General features: G+C 53.7%; 22 protein-coding genes. 5 read left to right on the forward strand and 17 right to left on the reverse strand.

The features are described from left to right. Positions 1-108 precede the first annotated feature (108 nt). The 4 genes from H6F94_RS06385 to H6F94_RS06400 form a co-directional block, all read right to left on the reverse strand. Entirely contained in the window at positions 109-921 is an 813-nt protein-coding gene (locus H6F94_RS06385) for a prepilin peptidase (RefSeq protein WP_190801392.1), read from the reverse strand. A 33-nt stretch (positions 922-954) separates the two neighbouring features. After that, positions 955-1,218, reverse strand: coding sequence for a hypothetical protein (locus H6F94_RS06390; protein WP_190801393.1), 264 nt, complete (start codon positions 1,216-1,218; stop codon positions 955-957). A gap of 233 nt (positions 1,219-1,451) precedes the next feature. Then, the gene (gene leuB / locus H6F94_RS06395) at positions 1,452-2,549 is read right to left on the reverse strand and encodes a 3-isopropylmalate dehydrogenase (RefSeq protein WP_190801394.1); all 1,098 of its coding nucleotides are present in this window, start codon (positions 2,547-2,549) and stop codon (positions 1,452-1,454) included. A 441-nt stretch (positions 2,550-2,990) separates the two neighbouring features. Further along, entirely contained in the window at positions 2,991-3,842 is an 852-nt protein-coding gene (locus tag H6F94_RS06400) for a hypothetical protein (protein ID WP_190801395.1), read from the reverse strand. Positions 3,843-4,133: 291 nt separating this feature from the next. On the opposite strand from H6F94_RS06400, the gene H6F94_RS06405 reads away from it, so the two are divergent. Beyond that, entirely contained in the window at positions 4,134-5,096 is a 963-nt protein-coding gene (locus H6F94_RS06405; protein ID WP_199320250.1) for an ABC transporter ATP-binding protein, read from the forward strand. A 97-nt stretch (positions 5,097-5,193) separates the two neighbouring features. Next, positions 5,194-6,861 (forward strand): ABC transporter permease, encoded by a 1,668-nt coding sequence (locus H6F94_RS06410; RefSeq protein ID WP_190801396.1) that lies wholly within the window; start codon positions 5,194-5,196, stop codon positions 6,859-6,861. 45 nt (positions 6,862-6,906) lie between these two features. Here the strand turns inward: H6F94_RS06410 and sucD are convergent, their stop codons facing one another. Both sucD and H6F94_RS06420 read right to left on the reverse strand, forming a co-directional pair. Then, positions 6,907-7,797: a succinate--CoA ligase subunit alpha gene (gene sucD, locus H6F94_RS06415; RefSeq protein WP_199320251.1), complete on the reverse strand. Its 891-nt coding sequence runs from the start codon at positions 7,795-7,797 to the stop codon at positions 6,907-6,909. 25 nt (positions 7,798-7,822) lie between these two features. After that, positions 7,823-8,965 (reverse strand): succinate--CoA ligase subunit beta, encoded by a 1,143-nt coding sequence (locus tag H6F94_RS06420; RefSeq protein ID WP_190801397.1) that lies wholly within the window; start codon positions 8,963-8,965, stop codon positions 7,823-7,825. Between the two features lie 324 nt (positions 8,966-9,289). Here H6F94_RS06420 and H6F94_RS06425 point away from each other — a divergent pair, with 324 nt between their 5' ends. Then, the gene (locus H6F94_RS06425; RefSeq protein ID WP_190801398.1) at positions 9,290-9,937 is read left to right on the forward strand and encodes a response regulator transcription factor; all 648 of its coding nucleotides are present in this window, start codon (positions 9,290-9,292) and stop codon (positions 9,935-9,937) included. 249 nt (positions 9,938-10,186) lie between these two features. On the opposite strand, the gene H6F94_RS06430 is transcribed toward H6F94_RS06425, so the two are convergent. Together H6F94_RS06430 and H6F94_RS06435 are read right to left on the reverse strand one after the other, a co-directional pair. Next, on the reverse strand, positions 10,187-10,471 hold the full coding sequence (locus H6F94_RS06430) for a DUF3493 domain-containing protein (RefSeq protein WP_190801399.1): 285 nt from the start codon (positions 10,469-10,471) through the stop codon (positions 10,187-10,189). An 8-nt stretch (positions 10,472-10,479) separates the two neighbouring features. After that, the gene (locus H6F94_RS06435; protein ID WP_190801400.1) at positions 10,480-10,821 is read right to left on the reverse strand and encodes a hypothetical protein; all 342 of its coding nucleotides are present in this window, start codon (positions 10,819-10,821) and stop codon (positions 10,480-10,482) included. 253 nt (positions 10,822-11,074) lie between these two features. Between H6F94_RS06435 and tmk the strand changes: the two genes are divergently transcribed. Together tmk and H6F94_RS06445 are read left to right on the forward strand one after the other, a co-directional pair. Next, positions 11,075-11,698 carry a dTMP kinase gene (gene tmk, locus H6F94_RS06440; RefSeq protein ID WP_190801401.1) on the forward strand — a complete coding sequence of 208 codons (624 nt, stop codon included), beginning with the start codon at positions 11,075-11,077 and terminating at the stop codon, positions 11,696-11,698. Further along, positions 11,692-12,678 (forward strand): DNA polymerase III subunit delta', encoded by a 987-nt coding sequence (locus H6F94_RS06445; protein ID WP_190801402.1) that lies wholly within the window; start codon positions 11,692-11,694, stop codon positions 12,676-12,678. Before tmk ends, H6F94_RS06445 begins: the two co-directional genes overlap by 7 nt. A gap of 36 nt (positions 12,679-12,714) precedes the next feature. On the opposite strand, the gene nblB is transcribed toward H6F94_RS06445, so the two are convergent. The 9 genes from nblB to H6F94_RS06490 all read right to left on the reverse strand — a co-directional run bounded on the left by nblB (position 12,715) and on the right by H6F94_RS06490 (position 21,655). Next, positions 12,715-13,371 carry a phycobilisome degradation protein NblB gene (gene nblB, locus H6F94_RS06450; RefSeq protein WP_190801403.1) on the reverse strand — a complete coding sequence of 219 codons (657 nt, stop codon included), beginning with the start codon at positions 13,369-13,371 and terminating at the stop codon, positions 12,715-12,717. An 83-nt stretch (positions 13,372-13,454) separates the two neighbouring features. Then, positions 13,455-13,913 carry a CBS domain-containing protein gene (locus H6F94_RS06455; protein WP_190801404.1) on the reverse strand — a complete coding sequence of 153 codons (459 nt, stop codon included), beginning with the start codon at positions 13,911-13,913 and terminating at the stop codon, positions 13,455-13,457. A 123-nt stretch (positions 13,914-14,036) separates the two neighbouring features. Then, a complete protein-coding gene (locus H6F94_RS06460) occupies positions 14,037-14,243 on the reverse strand; it encodes a hypothetical protein (protein ID WP_190801405.1) in 207 nt (68 codons plus the stop codon). 115 nt (positions 14,244-14,358) lie between these two features. Continuing rightward, positions 14,359-15,234 carry a low-complexity tail membrane protein gene (locus H6F94_RS06465; protein WP_199320252.1) on the reverse strand — a complete coding sequence of 292 codons (876 nt, stop codon included), beginning with the start codon at positions 15,232-15,234 and terminating at the stop codon, positions 14,359-14,361. A gap of 121 nt (positions 15,235-15,355) precedes the next feature. Next, positions 15,356-18,532 carry a translation initiation factor IF-2 gene (gene infB, locus H6F94_RS06470; protein ID WP_190801406.1) on the reverse strand — a complete coding sequence of 1,059 codons (3,177 nt, stop codon included), beginning with the start codon at positions 18,530-18,532 and terminating at the stop codon, positions 15,356-15,358. Positions 18,533-18,645: 113 nt separating this feature from the next. Continuing rightward, complete coding sequence (locus tag H6F94_RS06475) at positions 18,646-18,972, reverse strand: YlxR family protein (protein WP_313949248.1); 327 nt, start codon at positions 18,970-18,972, stop codon at positions 18,646-18,648. After that, entirely contained in the window at positions 18,969-20,327 is a 1,359-nt protein-coding gene (gene nusA / locus H6F94_RS06480; protein ID WP_190801407.1) for a transcription termination factor NusA, read from the reverse strand. Before nusA ends, H6F94_RS06475 begins: the two co-directional genes overlap by 4 nt. A 58-nt stretch (positions 20,328-20,385) precedes the next feature. Beyond that, positions 20,386-20,847 (reverse strand): ribosome maturation factor RimP, encoded by a 462-nt coding sequence (rimP, locus tag H6F94_RS06485; RefSeq protein ID WP_190801408.1) that lies wholly within the window; start codon positions 20,845-20,847, stop codon positions 20,386-20,388. Positions 20,848-21,013: 166 nt separating this feature from the next. Further along, a complete protein-coding gene (locus H6F94_RS06490) occupies positions 21,014-21,655 on the reverse strand; it encodes a bifunctional 4-hydroxy-2-oxoglutarate aldolase/2-dehydro-3-deoxy-phosphogluconate aldolase (protein WP_190801409.1) in 642 nt (213 codons plus the stop codon). Positions 21,656-21,663: the final 8 nt, after the last annotated feature.

The following is a 21,663-nucleotide window of genomic DNA, read 5'->3' on the forward strand; positions in this document are numbered from 1 at the left end:
CGTTAGTTTCGAGACAATCCGACTTGACAAGAATCCTTGCCCTAAGATACTCCCACCAGCCCAAAAATCAACAGGAGTGACACTATATTTGTGGGATAAAGAGCTAACTCACCCTGGTTGTAGTCCCACCCAGTTCAAATAGAGGGCTAATAATCTAGGGCCAATAAACCAACTTAATGCACCACCAAGCGCTAAAAATGGTCCAAAGGGCATTGGTTGACGTCGAGACAGTAGCCCTAAAGCAACACCCCCGACCCCAATCAGGGCGCCAATGGCACAAGCCATAAAAGCAGTGAGTAGCAATAACTGCCAACCTAACCAAGCACCTAGCATTGCTGAGAGCTTAGCATCCCCTGCGCCCATTGCTGTTTGGCCTAACCACAACGTACCCAACCAGTTAATCAATTCAAAAAGCCATAAGCCCAACACGGCCCCGAAAATCCCGGTAGCTACCTGAGTGAGCAGTTGTCTGCTATCACCCCAACCAGATACAGCTTGAAAGACTAAACCCGCCACTAAACCACTCTGCGTTAAAGGATTGGGCAGGGTCATCGTATCCAAGTCAATCAGCGATAGGGCCACTAGCCAGCTCAAGAGGCAGAAGCCAGCTAGGGTCATCAGGGAACTACCAAAAGTCAAACTTGACAATAAGAACAGCAAGGCTGTTCCTGCTTCCACCAGAGGATAGCGCACCGCGATTGGGGCACCGCAATGAGCACATTTGCCCCGCAACCTCAACCAACCCAGAACTGGCACATTTTCAAACCAGCGCAGACGAGCGTTGCACTTAGGGCAGTGGGAGGGAGGGGACAATAACGACTCGCCTGCAGGCAAGCGGTAGACAACAACATTCAAAAAGCTGCCGACACAGGCACCCAGGATCAGCGCCAGAACATGCGGCGCAACCACGATCGGATCCATCGCTCGGCACCCACCCTGCTAAACCCTGCTGAACTAGTAAAGACCAGCTTCAATCTGCTCGAACGGAACAAAGCACTCTTGAGGCAACAGAATGGGCTGGGAGAAAATCAGTTCCCCCCTGAGGTTATGGCGATTGATGGCAATTCCTAGGGGGCGGGGAAACTCGTCGACATGCACCTGGCAATAGGACTGATAGACTGCCCGCGCAGCTCGTAGGATCGATGGATCAATGTACTCGGAACCATCAATGACTACCCGTTCAACCCCTCGCTCTGTGCGCCGCGAAGCGTAGGCCACAGTTTCAACCTCTGTTTTTCAACCTAGACTCTAGTGCATCACTGCCCTGTCATCAAGCTAGTGCTTTGTCAATAATAGTCCCACAAAAAATGGGGGAATCGGTACTTTTAATCCAGATTCGGCCCAGAGTTGAACCCAATTTAGGTGGGGTTTAGGCCGTGTTTAGGTCAGATTTAGGTCGGTTTAGGTCAAGGTTAGAGCAAAAACCTGGGAACCAAGGCTTAACTGCAACGTTACTGCACGGGCTGTTCTAGCGCCCGTAGAAGTGCTTCACCCATTGCCTGCGTGCCTACAGCTTGACAACCAGACGCCATAATATCTCCGGTGCGATAGCCCTGATCCAACACCGTGAGAACAGCTTGCTCGACCTGATCGGCAGCGGCACTCTGATTTAAGCCGTAGCGCAGTAGCATCGCTGCACTCAGCACTTGAGCTAAAGGATTGGCTTTATCTTGTCCTGCAATATCGGGTGCAGAACCGTGAACTGGCTCAAACACACCAGGTCCTGACGCTCCCAAGCTGGCAGAGGGCAACATACCGATACTACCGGTGAGCATGGCAGCAGCATCGGAGAGAATGTCGCCAAACAAATTGCCCGTCACAATCGTGTCGAACTGCTTAGGAGCCCGCACCAGTTGCATGGCAGCATTATCGACGTAAAGATGGCTCAGCTCGACATCGGCATATTCTGTAGCCAATTGAGTGATGCGGTCGCGCCAGAGTTGCGAAACCTCTAGCACATTCGCCTTATCCACCGAGCACAACCGACTACCACGCTTACGTGCTGCCTCAAAGGCCACTCGACCAATCCGGTCAATTTCTGACTCGGTATAAGCCATCGTGTTGACGCCGCGTTTTTCACCAGTTTCGGTGGTGAAGATGCCTTTGGGCTGCCCGAAGTAAACCCCCCCAGTTAATTCGCGCACGACCATGATGTCTACCCCTTCTACGACTTCGCGCTTGAGGCTGGAAGCATCGATTAGTTGAGGCAAAATCTTGGCAGGACGCAGATTGGCAAATAGCCCCAGCCCGGCACGAAGACCCAGCAAACCGGTCTCTGGACGCAAATGACGCGGCAGAGCATCCCACTTGTAACCGCCAATAGCAGCCAGTAGGACTGCATCACTATTGCGGCAAGCTTCTAGAGTTTCAGCAGGCAGAGGTTCACCGGCAGCATCAATGGCTGCTCCCCCCATCAGGGCTTCCTGAAACTCAAAGTTCAAGTCGAACTGTTGACCGACCGCTTTAAGCACTGCCACAGCAACGGTCATAATCTCAGGACCGATACCATCGCCGGAGAGTAAGGTAATGCGGTAGGTCTGTGCAGCCATAGGAAAAGCTAAGAAGGGTTTGCAGGCAGTCCATCATACCCAGGAAGCGGATCCGAAGGACAGAGCCCGTTTTTATGAAATGGCTTGTGACTAGTAAGCTTCTACGCGAATCTTAGCTCTGCTGCTCCGCAGGCTTGCGCTCAAGCCAAGGGCAAGTTCTCCCAGCAGTTGTTCAGTTACTGGGTTAACTCTTCAAGCTTTAGCTCCAGATTACTGAGACGTGGGCTGAGGCGTGGGCCGAGGCGTGGGATAGTTGCCGACAACTTTAGGCCGAACGGCGTCAGACCGTGGGATAGTTGCCGACAGACTTGGGATGAATGGGGCCAAGCTTAGCCTGGGTGATGTCAAGCTCTGGGACAGTTCCCGACAGATTTGGGATGACTCCTGCATAACTGTGGGATAGTTCTCGACCCGATTGGGATAAATGCTGACAGCAATACATCAACGTCCCAACTGGTCACCCAGTTTATTCAAGCGAATCTCTACACTGTTGAGCCGACTATTGATCTTGGTCAGCAGGGGCGAGATGGTCAGATGCATCCATAACCACATGGCGCCAATTGCCAAGATTAGCAACAGGGAGGCGCCCGCTAGATTTCTGCGGTCTTCTTTGCGAGGAACCACCTGCCATTTCAAGACGGTCTTAAGCTGTTGTTCGATGCTATTGAGGCGCTCCTCTAAGCCATACTTCAGATCGGTAAGCGCTCCTTTTGGTTCTGCCTGTGTTGCTTTGGGCAAGGCTCCTAGTCCAGTGGCTAAGCCTGCTATCCGCTCTTCTAGCTGGCTCAAGCGCTGGTTAATTTCTGGAGAATCTCTAAGCTCAGTGATTTGATCCAGCAGAATCACTAAACTATCTCTCAAATTGTGTTGCCCTTGCGCTAGCCCATGCAGAGCTTGGGAGTGGGATTGCAAGAGCGCCCCCAAGTCAGAGGCAACCTGAGGCGTTACTGGCTCTTGCAGTTGCTCAGTTAGGGTTCTGCAATCCTGGCTCAGGCTTTGTAAGTTCTGGAGCAGGTCAGGGGGAAGACTCGCCACCGGAGAAGCAGGCTCCTGCAATAAACTGCGCAGACCAGCAACCTCCTGGTGCAAGTTAGAGAACTCGGGATTGCTGTCAGTGGGCGACGGCAATTCTATCTGGCTTAAACGCTCAGTAATCGCCTCTAACGTTTGCATCAAGGACTGCTGGCCTTGAGCGAGTTGTCCCCAAACCTGCGAATAGCTATTCAAATCGACCATTAAGGCATCCAATCTGCTGCTGATTGGACGCTGTTGATCACTACTAGATAGACTCATCCCTGTCTCCCGGAGCGTTTTTGCAGGGCTGCTTAGCAAGCTCGACCTCTCGCACTGGCCGATAGATGTCTCAGAAACCCTTAAACAATAAAAGCTTCACACGGCAGGGAGTATTCAGGCAGCCTGAGCGAGTTAACGCAAATGAATTTCAAACGAATTTAGTCGTTGGGCAAGGAATAGAGTCAAGAACTGGCACAAACAGGGGAGGCAGTGGCAGAAGGGACGGGCTAGGCTAGCGCCAAAGCTTTAGGCAGCTTAGAAGACAGCCCACAAAAGGCTAGAGCCTCTGCCATGACCCAAGAATTGGCGAAAGAATTAGCGATCTGTACACGCGGTCTTACCAAGCAATTTGACCGCCACATAGCCGTCAATGATCTGGATTTGCAGATCGAAGTGGGGGAAGTTTACGGGCTGATTGGCCCCAATGGGGCAGGCAAAACGACCCTGATCCGGATGCTGGCGGCTGCCGAAGAACCGACCACAGGTGAGATTTACATTCATGGCGAACGGCTGTCTCGCGAGCTGAATGCTCCCATTCTCAAACGTCGTCTGGGCTATCTGCCCGATGACTTTCCGCTCTACGACGACTTAACGGTTTGGGATTATCTCGACTACTTCGCACGGCTCTATCAATTACAGGAACCACGCCGCAGCCGGCGCTTGAGTGAAGTTCTAGAACTCGTGAACTTGTCCAGCAAACGCAACAGTCCGATTGCGGCCCTATCCCGTGGCATGAAGCAACGGCTCAGTCTGGCCCGAACCATTATTCATGAGCCAATTGTGCTGCTGCTCGATGAGCCTGTCTCTGGCCTGGATCCGATCGCCCGGATGCAGTTTCGGGAAATCATCAAGGTGCTTCAAGAAGCCGGGATGACCATTCTGATCTCGTCGCACGTGCTGAGTGACTTGGCCGAACTGTGCACCTCGGTTGGCATTATGGAGCTGGGTTTTTTGGTTGAAAGCACTTCGTTGCGAAAACTCTACCAGCGTCTCAGCCGTCAGCAAATCGTGTTATCAACCTTGGGCGATCTCGATGCACTCAAGTCTGAATTGCGTAATCACGCTTCGATCAATGCAGTAGAAGTGCTGCCAGGGCAGCAGACGGTGCGAGCTCAATTTTCAGGAACCCCGGAAGAGAGTGCAGCGCTGCTTCGCAATCTAATCGAGGCAGGCATTCCGTTAACTGAGTTCCATTGTGTTCAAGAAGATTTGGAGACTATCTTTCTTAAATTGGGTCATCAACAAGTTTCCTAAATCCAAAGTTTTTCAAGTTTTCAATTGTTTCGAGTAAGGGCGTTTTCAACTAGGGGTTCTGGTCTTTCGTTCAAGTCCTTCTGATGGAGAATCTTTTGTGATTAGACTCGATTATTTAGGTGATTGGAATCCGCAACTCCTGCGCGAGCTCAAAGGCCGTCTAAAACCCCAGACTCTAATCGTCTCCGGGTCTGTGTCTGTGCTTAGCCAGATTCTAGTCCTTTTGAAATTCTACGCTGACCTTCCAAGTAATATCCCTAATGCTGGCACGCTCTACAGCCGTTACTGCACAGGTTACTACACGGGTGATCGCAATGACTACTACGCGCACTATACCGTGACTTGTTTACAGAATGCATCTGGCGATCTAATTATTAACTGGCAAGTGTGGTGGCTGGAGGTTTTCAAGGCCATCAGCTTAGTTCTGCCTTTTGTATTGCTAGTAGTTGGCGCTTATATTCTGATTAGTGATATTGCCAAAGAAGAACGTCGCGGCACCTTTAATTTTATTCGTTTAAGCCCAAGGGCTAGTCAGAACATTTTGCTTGGCAAACTATTGGGTACACCCATTCTGCTATATCTAGGAACTGCTCTAGTAGTTCCCTTGCATATATGGTCTGGCCTGACAGGTGGGGCAACATTAGGCTCGATCTTAAGCTTCTACGCTACTCTCTTGGCTAGTTGCTGTTTGTTTTATAGCGCTTCCTTGCTCTATGCATTATTAGGTGGTCTTCAAGCCTGGCTAGGCGCTCTGCTCGTCTTCATCACGCTCTTTTTGTTTAAAAATGTAGAAGCCTCTTTAGGGTATGGCGCTCCCGGAGATTTGCAGTGGTTCTCAATTCCTATCGGTCGTAACTTGTCACTTGCCCAAGGCCTTTTGGTGCTTACCTGCGTTTTCTGGACTTATTGGATTTGGCAAGCACTGGATCGGCGCTTTAATAACCCAGGAGCAACGCCCTTAAGCAAACAGCAGAGTTATTTACTAACTGCCTGTTTTGAGGTTCTGCTCATAGGATTCTTCTGGCACAACTTAGACAAAGGCGCTTGGCAAGCTGAAGCACCATTCGGTAGCCGTCTTCTAGAGTCTCTTTTCTTTCTGTCCGTTTTCAATCTGTTGGCTTTCCTCGGACTCATTGCGGCGCTCTCACCACACCGTCAAACCCTTCAGGACTGGGCACGCTACCAGCATCAGAACAGGGCAACAGCCAATCATGTCGTCAAACGCAATGGCAATACTGGTAACACCAGCAATCAACGCCTCATTCAAGATTTGCTATGGGGAGAAAGAAGCCCTGCCTTGGTTGCGATTGCAGTTAACACAGTGATTGCAGCAACTGTTCTTGTACCCTGGATTTTGCTGTGTCCTTCAGGGTCTCTACGTTTGCAAGCCCTGCTCAGTCTCGAGCTGGGTTGTGGCCTAATCCTGGTTTGCGCAGTGCTTGTTCAGCTTCTCCTACTTATGAAAACGCCAAAGCGCGTTTTGTGGGCTTTAGGAACCCTGGGCGCGGTCATTGTATTGCCCCCTATAGTGCTGCTCATGCTGTCTCTCACTCCTAAGGAGGCAGCTGACCTATGGCTGCTCACAGCCTTTCCTGTGGTTGCCTTGAGTCAAGCCTCGGCCATGAGCACTGGCTTCGCCCTCCTGGGTCAGTGGAGCGTGTTCGTGGCTCTTAGCTTGAGACTGCACCGACAACTCCGACAGGCCGGAGAGTCAGCAACTAAAGCTTTATTAGCAGGACGACCGGCTCTAGCACCTGAACCGTAATTTCTGGCTTACAAGACCGCAGACACGATCAGTAATACAAGCACATCAGTCTTTGGACTTCTTGAGCGCCTTTGCCACCAGTTCTGGAATTTGGGAAGGGCGCTCTGCCACGGGAATACCCACAGCTTTGAATGCGGCAATCTTAGAATCAGCAGTACCGGTTCCTCCTGCGGTGATTGCCCCCGCATGGCCCATCCTTTTGCCTAGAGGTGCACTGCGGCCCGCAATATAAGCGATTACGGGCTTCTCAATCGTCTCGGAGATATACTGCGCGGCTTCCTCTTCAGTGCTGCCGCCGATTTCACCCACCAGCACAATCACTTCAGTTGGCTCATCCTCATCTAGAGTTTGCAACCACTGTGGTAATGAAGAGCCAATGATCGTGTCGCCGCCAATACCTACCCCAATCGATTGACCCAGGCCAGCGCGGCTCAACTCGGAGGCGATCTCGTAAGTAAGGGTGCCACTGCGACTGATTAGCCCCACACAGCCGGGAGTGTAGATCGAGCCGGGATGGATGCCGATCAGAAGTTTTTGATGAGGCACAATCACCCCAGGACAGTTGGGTCCAATCACCAGGGTTTCTGTCGCCTCGGCTTTGCGGACCAAGCGCACCATATCCAACGGCGGGATACCTTCAGTGATGATCACAATCTGGCGAATGCCAGACTCAATCGCTTCTAGAGCAGCATCAACCGCATAGTAGGCAGGCACAAAAATCACGCTGGTGTCGATGTTGCCTACTGCTTCTTGAGCTTGTTCGACTAAGTCAAAAACAGGAATCCCACTAAACTCTTGCCCACCTCGCCCTGGTGTCACTCCGGCCACGATTGGAGTTCCATAGGCCAGCATGAGCTGGGTATGGGTTGCCCCCATCCGCCCAGTCATACCTTGAACGAGAATGCGGCTCTTGGCGCTAAAGTTAATGTCTTTCATAGGGGTTTATAAGCTAGCGCAAGCATCACTTCTTCAAGGGGCGGGCTGAGGCAGTTGCGGCCACGGCTATGTCTACCGCCTCATCTAGAGTTTCTAGCAAGGGTAGTCCCGATGCCGCCATGCGCTCCCGCGCTTTATCCATGTCGTTACCCTGGAGGCGCACGATCAATTGCGGTGCGTCTTTCACCTGCTCGCGCATCAGCCGACTACGATAAGCTTCTACCGCTGCGGCTACTTCATCACAAGAGGTAATACCTCCCAAAATATTGACCAGCAGTACCCGCACATTTTTGTCTTGAGCCACCAGTTCCAGGCCCCGTTCAATGCGCTCACGGCCAGCACCACCGCCAACGTCCAAGAAGTTGGCGGGTTTGCCGCCTTGCAGATTGATTAGATCCATCGTGGCCATCGTGAGACCAGCACCATTGCAGAGCACCCCCACATTGCCGTTCAGGGTAACCAGTTGTAAGCCCAGAGATCGGGCTTCATCTTCACGGTCTCCTGCACGGGCTGCAGGTTTAAGACAAAGCAAATCGGGATGGCGGTTGAGAGCATCATCGTTGACGCTAACTTTGCCATCCAAGGCCATGATCTGACCGCTTTCGCTGACACCCAAAGGATTAATCTCGATCAGATCCAGGTCTTCGCTGGCAAAAAGACCATACATTTTCTCTAAAATCAGGCTCACCGACTGAATCTGGTCGCCAGTTAAGCCCATGCGCAACGCCAGCCGTCGAGCGTAGAAGGAGGAAAACTCATCCTCCACGACTACTTGCTGAATTTGATCTGAAAGAGATTCGATTTCAATTCCGCCGGCCTGCGAGCCCAGCAGCACCGGCCGCCGCACCTGACGGTCTAGCATCACTGCCAGATAGAACTCCTGCCGGGCGGCAAATTTGGCTTCTGCCAGCAAAACATCTGGGTATTCCCCATTAATTGGCAAACCAAATATTGTTTGGGCAGCAGCTACAGCATCAATCGTATTTTCAACAAATTTGATCCCTCCGGCTTTGCCCCGACCGCCAGAGCGGACTTGAGACTTCAGCACAACTGGATAGGGTACCTTGAGCCCTTTTAAATCTTCAGGACGGTCAATTCGTTGGGAGAGCAATACCGGAATGCCGGCCTCCCGAAATAGCAGCTTCGCCTGGTATTCCAGTAAATCCATGATTGTTAACGATGACGAATTCGAGGCTGCGTCTTAACCAGTGATTACCATTACAAACTGTTGTAATTTCCACCTTGGAGACTGCTTCACTTTACCAGAGTGACCTTCTTCACCCGCAAAATTGCGGTCGTCTCTACAGGAACACTATGTAATCTTGTCTAGAAGGTTCCGACAGATCGAGATACGTTCAGTAGAATGTAGGGCAGACTGAAAGCTGTCAGTGTGCTGGCAAGCATCCCCCAGCTCCCAAGGCAAATGAGCAGGGTCAGGCGAGTAGGGTAACTTTCACCAGACGACTTCAAATAGATAAATGGATAGGGCAGCATGAAGGACACCAGCTCAGGCGATCACAGGCAGCTTCTGCTGATCGATGATGACCCGAATTTGATTCTGCTGGTCAAGGACTATCTTGAATTTCGCGGATACGAAGTCATCACGGCTGGCAATGGGCGCGAGGCGCTTGAGGTACTAGAGCGTAATTTGCCAGATATGATCATCTGCGACATCATGATGCCGGAAATGGACGGCTACGCTTTTGTTCAAAAGGTACGGGGCGACTCCCGCACTAATTGGATTCCAGTCTTGTTTCTGTCTGCAAAGGGTCAGAGCGCAGACCGGGTTAAAGGGCTCAACACTGGAGCCGATGTCTACATGGTCAAGCCCTTCGAACCCGAAGAGTTAGTCGCTCAAGTCGAGTCCTCACTTAAGGCCGCCTCACGCTTAATTCAGCACAATACACGCACGGGTGATGGTCAGCCGAAGATTCAGGTCGCCTTTGACGTTGAACTCACACCGACGGAACTTAAGGTAATTCAGTTTGTGGCTCGAGGGATGGCAAACCGCGAGATCGCGGAGGAGCTCAACGTTAGTCAACGTACGATTGAGAGCCACGTCAGCAACATGTTAGGCAAGACTGGCCTACACAACCGTACAGAATTGGCTCGTTGGGCGATTGAGAGCGGGATGGCCTAAACCAGAGCCAAACCAGGCTCAAGCTTAGTTATGGGCTAAAGATTGAGGGTTGAGCGAGCTGGCAGCGTAGGACTGCCCAGCTCAAATAGTTTTACAAATTAATGGGAAAAGCAGTTTACCGACGAACCAGGCCTCTCAAATGATTCAGAGACGACTGCTGAGACAAGGGGACGGTACTTTTAGCTCAGGAACCTTCACAGACAGCTGAAGTCTTGAGCAAAGTAATCAAAGAGCAGGGGACAAACAAGCCTAACGTTTCGCCTCCCGCTTGCGCATGCGCTCCTGCAACCGGGCATCCGCTCGTTGCTCTAGCCGAAACAACCAAATCATCAAGGCCACGACACCAGTCTGCAAGGCAAAGCTAGGCAGGCTACTCTCCAACTCACGTCCAGCTAAAAGTTTCACCCCAAACACCAGCGCCCCGATCAGACCGGAAGCGGCACAGGCTCCATAAACCAACTTACGCAGCCCCCGATAGGGCGCTGCCACTTCAGCTCTGAGTCGAGTTCGGTCTTCTGGAGAAAGGTCAGCCATGAGCTAGATTAACCAGTGATGCTCTCCAGAAGTTGCCAAGTTTGGTTTTGGCTAACAGCTTGGTTGACCTGGTCAAACATCTGATAGCAGTGGTTGTTGCGCTGGAGCGGTAGCTCCTCGTTCTTGGCAACACAGGTGAGGCGAATCTTGGACTCCGGAGTCTGGTCGATCAAGACTTCGATGGTCACTAGTTTCGCAAAGGGAACTCCCCCTGGAATTTCACGCGCCATTAAATAGTCTTGGGTGTCGTAGATGATATCGAGGTTACAGGAGGATAGCGTATCCACCAGGGTTTGGCGGAAGCGATCTGGAGGGACTGCAACGGTAAAGTACTGGGTGTAGCGAGCCATAGCGCAGTGCAGACGGAGTGAAAAGGAGCGCGGTCGTCAGGAAAATGTTACAGCACTTACACAGATTCTAAAGGCGTAACCCTGGAATGCAATCTGAGGCAGTGCCCTCTTCCAGAAGGAGACGTAGACTCTCGATGTGTGGTGCCAGTGGCGAAACTTATTGGAGACCTCAATTGCCTCCGTTTCTTCCCCACTGTACTATGCGCTTCTGGACCCTTAGCCATCCGGAGACTTATCGCAGAAGGTTTTGAGAATGGGTGGAAAGCTAATCACATTCGAGGGCGTGGAAGGGGCAGGCAAAACCACTCAGTTAGAACGACTCCAAACCTGGCTAGTAGCAGAAGGTTACAAGGTCCAAGTGACGCGGGAACCAGGGGGGACAGCCCTGGGGGTTCAGATCCGCTCCTTGCTGCTGCATAGCGATACGGTCTCTGAACGAGCAGAGTTGCTGCTGTATGCCGCCGATCGAGCTCACCATGTAGACACTGTGCTACGTCCTGCATTACAAGCGGAATATATAGTGCTCTGCGATCGCTACACTGACTCCACCCTGGCCTACCAGGGCTACGGTCGGGGCTTACCCCACGACCTAATTGCCACGATCAACCAAATTGCCACCGCAGGTCTGCAACCTGATTTGACACTCTGGCTTGATCTAGACGCCGCCCACGGGCTTAGCCGCATTCAGCAGCGACAGAGCCAAGCCGATCGGCTAGAGCGCGCTGCCTTGAGCTTTCATACTTCAGTGCAGCAGGGTTTTACAGCCCTGGCTCGAACTTATCCGGAACGCATCGTGCGTGTCGATGCCAGCCAGTCACCAGAGCAAGTTCAGCAGGCAGTGCAGACCGCTCTACAAGAACGTCTGGGCCTATGGTGAGCTTTAGCAATGCTCTATTTAGCCCGGTTGTGGGCCAGACTGCGGCAATTAGTATCTTGGCGGCTGCCTTACGACAGCAACGCATCGCTCCAGCCTACCTGTTCGCTGGACCGGAGGGAGTTGGACGAGCTGAGGCAGCTCGCTGTTTCATTGCAGGCTTAGTCTCACCGCCTGATTTGCAACCGAGCCAGCAGTTAGAGCTAGTGGCACGACTACGCCAGGGAAACCATCCGGACGTGCTCTGGGTACAGCCAACCTATCAGCACCAAGGCAAGCTCCTCAGCGCTGCCGAGGCAGAAGCCAGCGGTCTCAAACGACGAGCCCCGCCGCAAATTCGTCTAGAACAAGTGCGCGAAGTCGGTCGCTTTGTCAGCCACCCCCCCCTAGAAAGCACTCATTCAGTGGTGGTTTTAGAGGGAGCAGAGACTATGGCTGAGGCGGCAGCCAATGCGCTGCTGAAAACTCTAGAGGAGCCCGGTCAGGCGACGCTGATCCTACTCGCTCCTAGCACAGAAGCCTTACTACCAACTCTGGTGTCTCGGTGTGCTCGCGTGCCTTTTCACCGACTGTCTACTCAGGATATGGCCTTGGTGCTAGAGCGCTGTGGACATGCCGCCATTCTGGAGCAGCCTGAGGTCCTGTTGATGGCTCAGGGTAGCCCTGGGGCCGCCATTGAAAGCGCTCAACAGCTCACTCAAATTCCTACAGCAATCCTGCAACTTTGCGAACTATTACCAGCAACGCCTCGCGAAGCGCTGACTCTCGCCAAGCAAATCAGCAGCCTGGAGCCTGAGGTGCAGTTATGGTTAGCCAGTTATCTGCAACAGCGCTATTGGCGCATCTCGACCCGCCCTGATCTGGGCTTTCTCAAGACTTTAGAGGAAGTACGTAGCCAACTGGTCAGCTATGTCCAGCCTCGCCTGGTGTGGGAAGTCACGCTTCTGCAAGCTGTAGCAGTGGATCCGGCAGGTCACTGCTAACGCCACGCGCAACTTACCTTTATTACAGGTGGGCTATTACAGGTGGGCCTTCGCCTCGCGGGAGACCAGTTCCGATTCATCGTTTTGCATTTGTTGCAGCACGCTTAGCGCTTCCGGACCGCCTAAGCGCCCGAGTGCCTGCACAACTCGATAACGCATTTGCCAATCTGGATCTTGGGCAAAAGGCACTAGCAGGGGCACGGCTTCAGGGTTGCCAAGTTCTCCCAAAGCGCCAACTGCGGCGGTACGCACTAAGTCAGTGTCCGAAGCTAGAGCTTTAGTGAGTAGGTGGATTGCTTTTGGATCTCCCAATTCACCCAAAGCAGCAATCAAGCTCACCTGGACCAGCCACTCGTTTTCCCGCTCGTAGACCTGGCATAACTCGTCCAGAACCTCTGGCTGCTTGAGCGCGCCTAAGCAGTCAGCAGCAGCAGCGCGAACATCAGCCTCTGGATCATTGAGCAGACGGTCGCGTAGGAGTTCGAGAGCCCGTGGCAAATCTTGCGGGCCCAAAGTATCCATTTGGCTCAAGGCGGCATAGCGCACCCGAGTATTTGTGTCCTGGCTAGCCGTGTAAGCCAGCTCGAAGGCAGGAGCTAACTCTAGCTGGCGTATTTGGTTGACTGCCCGCAGGCGGTCTCCATAATCTTCAGAGCTGAGTAGCTCGCGTACAGACTCCGGCGTAATGGTCATAGGTTGAGATGCAACAAGAATAAGGTCAGGCAACAAGCCTAGAAAGGGGCATCAGGTCAGTTTTTTAGGGGTGTTTAGGGGCTCTACTCAGCAGCCATGGCTCGCACAATGTCACCGCGAGTCACGATGCCGATTACCCGATCAGCACTGTCTACTACGGGCAAGCGGTTGATCTTGCGGTCAGCCATCACTCGTGCAGCTTCCCGTAAACTGGCTGCAGCAGTGATCGTGATCGGTTTACGAGTCATGACCTCGCCGACAGTTTGCCCCAAAGCCTTTTGTAGGTCTCGCTCATAGCGATTGGGGCTTTCGAGGTAGATCACACTGTCTAGAAACAGAATATAGGCTGGCGGTACCGCTCCAGCTTCCTGCCGCATTAAATCTGTTTCTGACAGCACCCCCACTAACTTGCCATCTTCAGCCACAACAGGAAAGCCACTAATCCGACGTTCTGCCAGGATTTGAATGGCTTCCTTCAAAGGGGTTTCAGGCCGCACCACAACCAGGTCTCGGGTCATGATGTCAGCAACTGTTTTGGTCATAAGCTCAGGAACAGGCCTCACGGCAGCGCTGGACTGTGCTTATTGTAGGAAATCACCAGCGCTGAGCAGGAGTCGTTACAGGACTTAACCTAGCTCCAATGCCACAGGAGGGAGCCATGTCCTCTAGTAAGCCAGCGTCTCTAGAGTTTCGCGTAGATAGGAACGCACTAGTTCATCGGGCAGAGTGTTGGGGTCGATGCCCTGATGACCTAGGCGTTCTTGATGCCAACGGCTGAAGCCTGAGCTAGAGAAAATAACGCGCTTCAGGCTCTCCCAGGTCTCGGGATCAGACAGGGAATCAGAACACTGAGGAGAGAGCGGACGACTCATAGCAGCACGGGAAGCAAGTGAGGATTCGAGAGCGAACCTGGTTAGACGCGGCTCACTCCTTCAGGATAGCCCGACTCCTCAAGCTGAGTTTGTCACTGCAAACACTTTCCAGCGCCTAACCAGCATTCTCAGGGCTGTCAGTAGCGGGGGGATCCTCAATGGTGGCGGTAGGTATTTCATCTGTCCTTGACTCAGTCGTCTCCTCTAGTAGCTCTGAGTCTGCCCAAACATCGTCTGCTGCCTCCGCCAAGGTTGAAGCGACAACAGCCCCTGCTGACGCAGGTTCCGTAGCAGAAGGGTCAATCGCAGGCAGTTCAGTGACAGAAGACCCAGTAACAACAGGGGGAGTCACCACAGGGGTTTCAGCCATGAGTGGTTCTGATTTCGGTAGAATTTGCTGAACTTGCCAGCCCAAGAGCGTGAAATCAACGTCGACTTGTTCAGTTGGGTAAGGCTCTAAAGACTCAAAGCTGAGTTGACTAACAGTCAGAACCCGCAACACGCTGAGGGGCACTTGCAAAAACAGGTTGGCTGCCAGAAAACCTGCACCAGCAAGTAGTAGACCGAGCAACCGCCAGCTTGCTGGTAAAGGCGCAATGTCAGCAAGCAACGGAGATAAATCGTAGAGGCGTCGCAGCAGGAGGACCATCAGGACCGCCCCCACCACTGTTACAACCCGAGTTAGAGGAGTTTTGAACAGGCGCAGCACACGCCGCTGATTATCAGTGAGAACGGTCGGTTGCAGGCAGACCGCTATGATGCTGAAAATATCGAAAGGCTTATACCACTGCATCCACAGGATTGGGCCAATGCCAATCGCAGCAACCAGCAAAAGCTCCAGTTCTACCGGCAAGGCTGGATTGCCAACGGCTAAGCCTAACGTGCAAACCCATAGCGCCAGAGGCACAGCCGCCAGACCTGCTAAATGGATCCACAGGAAAGGCTCATCCCAGAAGGGGGGCAGCCCTTTGCGAGCGGCGGCAACGGTCATGACATCACCTAACAAGCTCAGCTAAGAAAACCAAGTTCAGTCTAAGACAGATCGGCCTAAAACAAAGTGGCTGCCTTCCAGTAGGAGGCAGCCACTCTAATGAGATGCAGTTAGCTAGGCACTACGAGGCTGATAGAGTCCGTCGCTTAGACACCATGCGGAAGCCTTCGATAATGTCCCCTTCTTGCCAGAGCTGGAAGTTGTCAGAGCCAACGCCGCACTCATAGCCGGAGGCCACTTCGCGAGTATCTTCCTTCATGCGCTTGAGCGAATCCAGGTTGCCCTCGAAGACCACTTCACCACCCCGCCGCACACGCATGCGAGAGTTGCGGACCAGTTTGCCTTCCTTGACATAACAACCGGCGACCGTACCGCGACCGACTGGGAAAACAGCTCGAACCTCTGCCTGGCCCAACGCTTCTTCGACCGTTTCGGGATCCAGCAAACCTTCCATCGCACCCTGGATATCCTCCAGGAGCTTGTAGATGATGTTGTAATCCCGTACGTCCACACCCAAGCGGTCAGCCGCTTGCCTTGCGCCTGGGGCAAGGGTGGTGTTGAAGCCCACGATAACGGCGTTACTGGCTGCGGCTAGGTCAACGTCAGTTTCACTGATCTCACCTGGAGCAGACAGCAGCACCCGAACCTGCACTTCGTTTTGAGGCAGTTGTCCCAGAGCACCGAGGATAGCCTCGACTGAACCTTGTACGTCGGCTTTGAGAATCAGGTTGAGTTCCTTTAGCTCGCCTTCCTGAGCTTGAGCCGATAGGGTGCCCAGGGTGACACGGCGCGAGAACATCGACTGCTGCAGTCGGCTGGTGCGCTGGGCATCGGCCCGGTTGCCCGCTGTAGCGCGAGCGAGTCTTTCGTCCGTGAAGACTTCAAACTCATCACCTGCTGCAGGTACATCGCTCAGACCCAGCACCTCTACCGCAAAGGAAGGAGTAGCCACGTCAACTCGCTTGCCTCGGTCATCGACCAGGGCACGGACCTTACCAAAGACCGGGCCCGCTAGGAGGATATCGCCTACATGCAGGGTACCGTTCTGAACCAACAAGGTAGCCACTGGGCCTCGGGCCTTATCCAGGTGAGCCTCAATAACTGTACCTTTGGCCTCCCGACCTGGATTGGCTTGCAGATCTTCTACCTCAGATACCAGCAAGAGCATCTCCAGCAGGGTATCCAGGTTGTCACCGGCAATAGCACTGACCGGGACCATAATCGTGTCACCGCCCCACTCTTCGGGGACTAGACCGTGCTCACTCAGCTCTTGCTTCACCCGATCGGGCTGTGCATCGGCTTTGTCGATCTTGTTGATAGCAACCACGATTGGCACTTCTGCAGCCCGAGCGTGGCTGATCGCCTCAATCGTCTGCGGCCGAACCCCATCGTCTGCGGCTACAACCAGAATCGCAATGTCCGTGACCCGAGCACCGCGTGCCCGCATAGCGGTAAAGGCTTCGTGACCCGGCGTGTCTAGGAAGACAATCTGCTCTGGCTCGCCATTGTGCTCCACCTCTACGTGGTAGGCCCCAATGTGCTGAGTAATGCCCCCAGCCTCGCCCTGAGCCACTTTAGTCTTACGGATCGAGTCTAGAAGGGTTGTCTTACCGTGGTCGACGTGACCCATGATCGTGACCACCGGCGGACGGCGGATCAAGTACTCCAGATCTTTTGCATCCAGCATCTCCGTGACCTTACGGGCCGGAGCAGCTAGTTCCTGAGTCTCGACTTCAAAGCCCAGATCTTTGGCAACTGCTGAGGCAGTCTCGATATCCAAGCTCTGGTTGATATTGACCATGGAACCTTTGAGGAACATGGCCTTGATGATGTCAGTCTCGGGAATATGCAGTTTCTGAGCGAGCTCCTGCACTGTGAGATCGCCAGTCAGCACCAGGGTTGTTGGTTTCTCCTGCTCTTGCTCTTGGTTACGACGTTGTTCACGACGGTCACGAGCTGTATGACGGCGTCCACCAGATGCAGGTGTAACCTTTGCTGTTACCTGTCGGGGCTGAGCTGTCTTCTGCTTGGGTCGAGCTGCTGGTCGGGCCAGAGATAGGCTGACTTCAATGGCAGTTGATGCCGTACCGCTGGCATCTTCGAGCAGCTCCTCATCTTCGTCCACAATGTAGACGGGACGGCGTTTGGTTTTGCCCGCCGCCTTGAGCTTCGCCATTTCATTGGCTTCATCCTCAGCTTCCTCAGCCTTGCTGCGCTGCTTCGGCGGGCGTGGCGGTGTAGGCCGATTGAGCAACGACACACTGTCATTAGGATCAGTCGCTACCGAGCCGGGAGCAGAACCACCGGGATTGCGAACTGGGCGAGGCAGCGTGGAGGGTGCTTGTGGGCTACCAGGCTGAGCAGGCCGTGGACGCTGTAAGTCCAGATTGGGACGCTCAGGACGGCGAATGCCCTCAGTTCCTTCACGACGTCCAACAACTGGAGCAGGCGCTGCCGTCTGCCCATCCTGCTCGCCACGAGCTGCTGGGCGCTTAATTAATGGGCGATTGGTGAGGCTGCGGGGCTCACGGGTGGCGAAGTCTTGAGAGGCTGTTCCCTCCGGAGCGGCCAACTCGGCAGCAACCCGTCGGTTAGCATCGCCATTGGTTTGAGGCCGAACTGGGGCGCTGCGTAAAGGTGCACGGGCTGGCACTTCAACGCTGGGAGCAACACTAGGCGCAACATCTGCTGGGCTACCAGCATCTGCTGCCGGTATAGATCGTGCTGGCAATTCTTCCGAGCGAGCTGGTTCAGGAGCCCTTTTTGGGGCAATGCTGCGTTCCCCAGCTGCACGCTCAGGTGTGGGAACTGGGCGCTCGGGTAGTGATCGGTCTGTCCCCCCTGGGCGCACCGGGCGCACCGGAGGATTCGCGGCGCCAGCACCAGCAGCACGCGGAGTTACAGGAGCTGTGGGACGAGGGGGTGCTGGGGCCGGAGATGAGTCACCCAAATCTGGAGCCTCCGCGCCATTGCTAGCGGGTTTCTCCGGTGGGGGAACCAAACGGACAGCAGGCTTACGGACCTCCAAAATCTGCTGCTTCTTGGGCTTTTGCACCAGGTTTTGGGCAGAGGGAGTGGGGCGATCTGTCATCGATGAGGACGAATGGGATGGAGTGCTGCTTGGGGATCGACTGTACTTTTCAGCGGCGGTGCGGATGCGCTCGGCTTCAGCGTCACTGATCGTGCTGCTATGACTTTTGACTGGAATCTTTAATTGCTCACAAACTGCAAGGATATCTCTGTTGTCCAAATCCAACTCTTTAGATAGCTCGTAAATTCTCACTTTGCCGCTACTCATCCACACTTCCCTCTTCGAACGCGATTGGTTGCTACATGGTGGTTTGCTCTGCCATGACGGGTAACAAACTGAACTCACTGGGTAGACAGGGGCACGAAACCAGTAATCTCGACCTACAACAGTCCCTCTCCAGTTCTCCCTTGGTCTACCTGATGAAAGCCCGGCTTGGCTGTGCTTGGCAGCGTACCGAGCCGTTGCTGAAGAATCTGATAAATCTCATCAGGAACAGGAACTTTGAGGGCTCGTCCTAGGCGATCTTTGCGGCGGGCTACTGCTAAGCACTCTGCTTGGGGGCAAAGATAAGCGGAGCGACCCGTTCCTTCCAATTGTACTTTTCGCGACGGATATGACCGCACAATCCGCCAAAAACTTGACCGATGATCGATCCGACGGCAGCTCAGACAGCGACGATAGTTAGGCTTCGATCTCAGGGGAGCTATTCCTCCTCGTCATAGACGGGCTCTGCTGTGGAGGGGTGATCAGAGGCATCCTCGTCATGGGAAAGGGAAGCGCTACCGTTAACCTCTTCGTCCTCTTCAGCATACTCATAATCGTCGTCATCGTCGTACCCGTAAGCCTCTGCGTAGGCAGCCTCTTCTTCAGCGCGGCGAGCTGCAATCTGGGCGGCTAACTCCTCAGCCTTTCGGTCTTCAGCTTCGTAGTCGTACTTGGCAGAATCCTTAATGTCAATTTTCCAACCTGTTAGGCGAGCAGCCAGACGCACATTTTGCCCTTCCTTACCGATAGCCAAGCTCAGCTGATCTTCACGCACTAGGACATGCGCTTGGCGCTCCTCCGGGTTCATCAGGCGGACTTCGTCCACACGAGCCGGGGAAAGGGCATTAGCGATGTAAATGGCCGGATCGGGCGACCAACGGATGACATCAATCTTTTCGCCCCGCAACTCAGAGACAACGGCTTGGATGCGAGATCCCCGTGAACCAATGCAGGCTCCGACCGGATCAACATCGCGTTCGAGAGTGTCTACTGCTATTTTAGTCCGGGGACCGACGGAACGGGTAGGGGGGTTAGCTTCGCGAGCGACAGCCACAATGCGTACGATCTCATCTTCGATCTCGGGCACTTCGTTGGCAAACAGGTAGACCACCAAGCCAGCATCAGCTCGTGAAACTAGCAGTTGTGGGCCACGGCGCGAACCCTCACACACTTTCTTGAGATAAACCTTGTAGGTAGCGTTGGCTCGATAGGGCCGTTCGTTGGGTAGTTGATCGCGGTGAAGCAATTCGGCTTCTACTTCAGGTCTGCCAAAGCCACTGCTAACCGCCATGATCACAGAGCGACGCTCAAAGCGGAGCACCCGCGCTTGCAGGACTGTGCCTTCTAGATCCTGGAATTCTTCCTGGATCATGCGGCGTTGTTGGTCACGCAGTTCTTGGGCCAGTACCTGCTTGGTCTGAATAGCTGCCATGCGCCCGAACTCGGTCTGGTCCGGCGTAACATCTACCACAACTTCTTGACCAGATTGAGCTTCCGGCGCAACTTCCTGCACCTCGGATAGCGAGATCTGGTGATCAGAGTCGTTGACCTCTTCGACAATGGTCTTGGTGGCAAGGACCCGGAAGCCCTCCTCCTCAACATCCAACTCCACGTCGAAGTTGTCGAAATACTCATCTTCAAAGCTTATAGCTTCAGCTTTATAGGTCTTGCGGTAACGCTCGTAGCCCTTGAGCAGAGCTTTACGCAGGGCCGTTTGGACGGCATGCTTGGGCAAATTGCGTTCACGGCTGATGACTTCAATCATCTCGCCAAGCCCGTGCAAACTGACCATCGACATTGCTTGTTCTCCTGAACTCTTCGGTTGTGCGTCTTAGGGGCAAGGGGCAGGTGAAGGGCTAGCGGGGGTCTTGGAGCTGAACTTTTGCCACTGCATCTCGTGGCAAGACGACAGTACGACCCTTCTGGTTGATGTAAACAGCAGTTTCATCTCGTTTAATCAATTGCCCTGACCATTCCTTGCTGCCCTCAAGAGGGTCATGGGTACTTACCAGAACTGCAAAGCCCTTGAAGGCTGTAAATTCACGGTCACTGCTCAGCGTGCGGGAAGCGCCTGGGCTGGATACTTCTAAAACGTAAGCGCCTGGTAGTAGATCAGCCTCGTCTAGAGCTGGTTCCAATGCCTGGCTCATCCGCTCACAATCATCCAAGCCGGTGTCCCGCTCTAGATTGCGAATGTCAACCCGAAGGACTGGTGGATTCTGATTGGTATGAAACACTGCTCCGACCAGTTCAAGACCCAACTGCTCGGCAATGGGAGTTGCCAAACTCAGAACCTGGGGAATGACAGGATGACTCATAAGCTTTCAGCTACAACTGACAATAAAAAAAGTGGGCTTGACCCACCTTCCATGAAATGCTCCATCTCACGAAATCTGGCACTTGGCATCCCAGCCAGTAGGACTGGCAGCGACACACTGCTCCTCTAGTGTAGCGCAACCACCAAAAGTGGGTGTTTCTAGGCAGTTAGGCTCTATTTTTGTTCTGCAGACTCTGTGCTAGACAGCGGCAGCGTTCGGCAATGCGATGCCAATCTTGGGCGGCAACCAGGGATTTCGGGAACAGGCTGCCTGCCAAGCCCACTGCAATGGCTCCGGCCTGCAAGAAAGCAGCGGCATTTTCCATGGTAATGCCACCCGTTGGCACTAAGGGGATAGAACCTAGTGGCCCCTGCAAACTTTGGACATAGGCAGGCCCACCAACGCTACCAGCTGGAAAGACTTTGACGCTACTTGCTCCTCCCTGCCAAGCTCTCACAATCTCTGTGGGCGTTAATGCTCCGGGTACTAAAGGAATACCAGCAGCATTAGCGATAGCAATGAGTTCTAGGTCGGTGTGAGGACTGAAGCAGAACTGAGCACCACAGGCAAGCGCTTGCTCCAGCATCCCCCGGTTGAGTAAAGTACCGACGCCGATCACGCAGTCGGGCAGTTCTTGCCGCAATCGGGGCACGAGCCTTTCAACTCCCGGCGTATCCCAAGTAATCTCCAGTAAGCGGAGATCCCCAGCCGCCGCTGCTAAGGCCAACCGATGGGCACAGCTAGAGTTTCGGCTGCGAATTACAGCAATGGCGCGATGCTTACGCAAGAGAGCGAGCCAGGCGTTCAAAACAGCCC

Origin of the sequence: Leptolyngbya sp. FACHB-261 (genome assembly GCF_014696065.1) — a bacterium.
GTDB lineage: Bacteria > Cyanobacteriota > Cyanobacteriia > FACHB-261 > FACHB-261 > FACHB-261.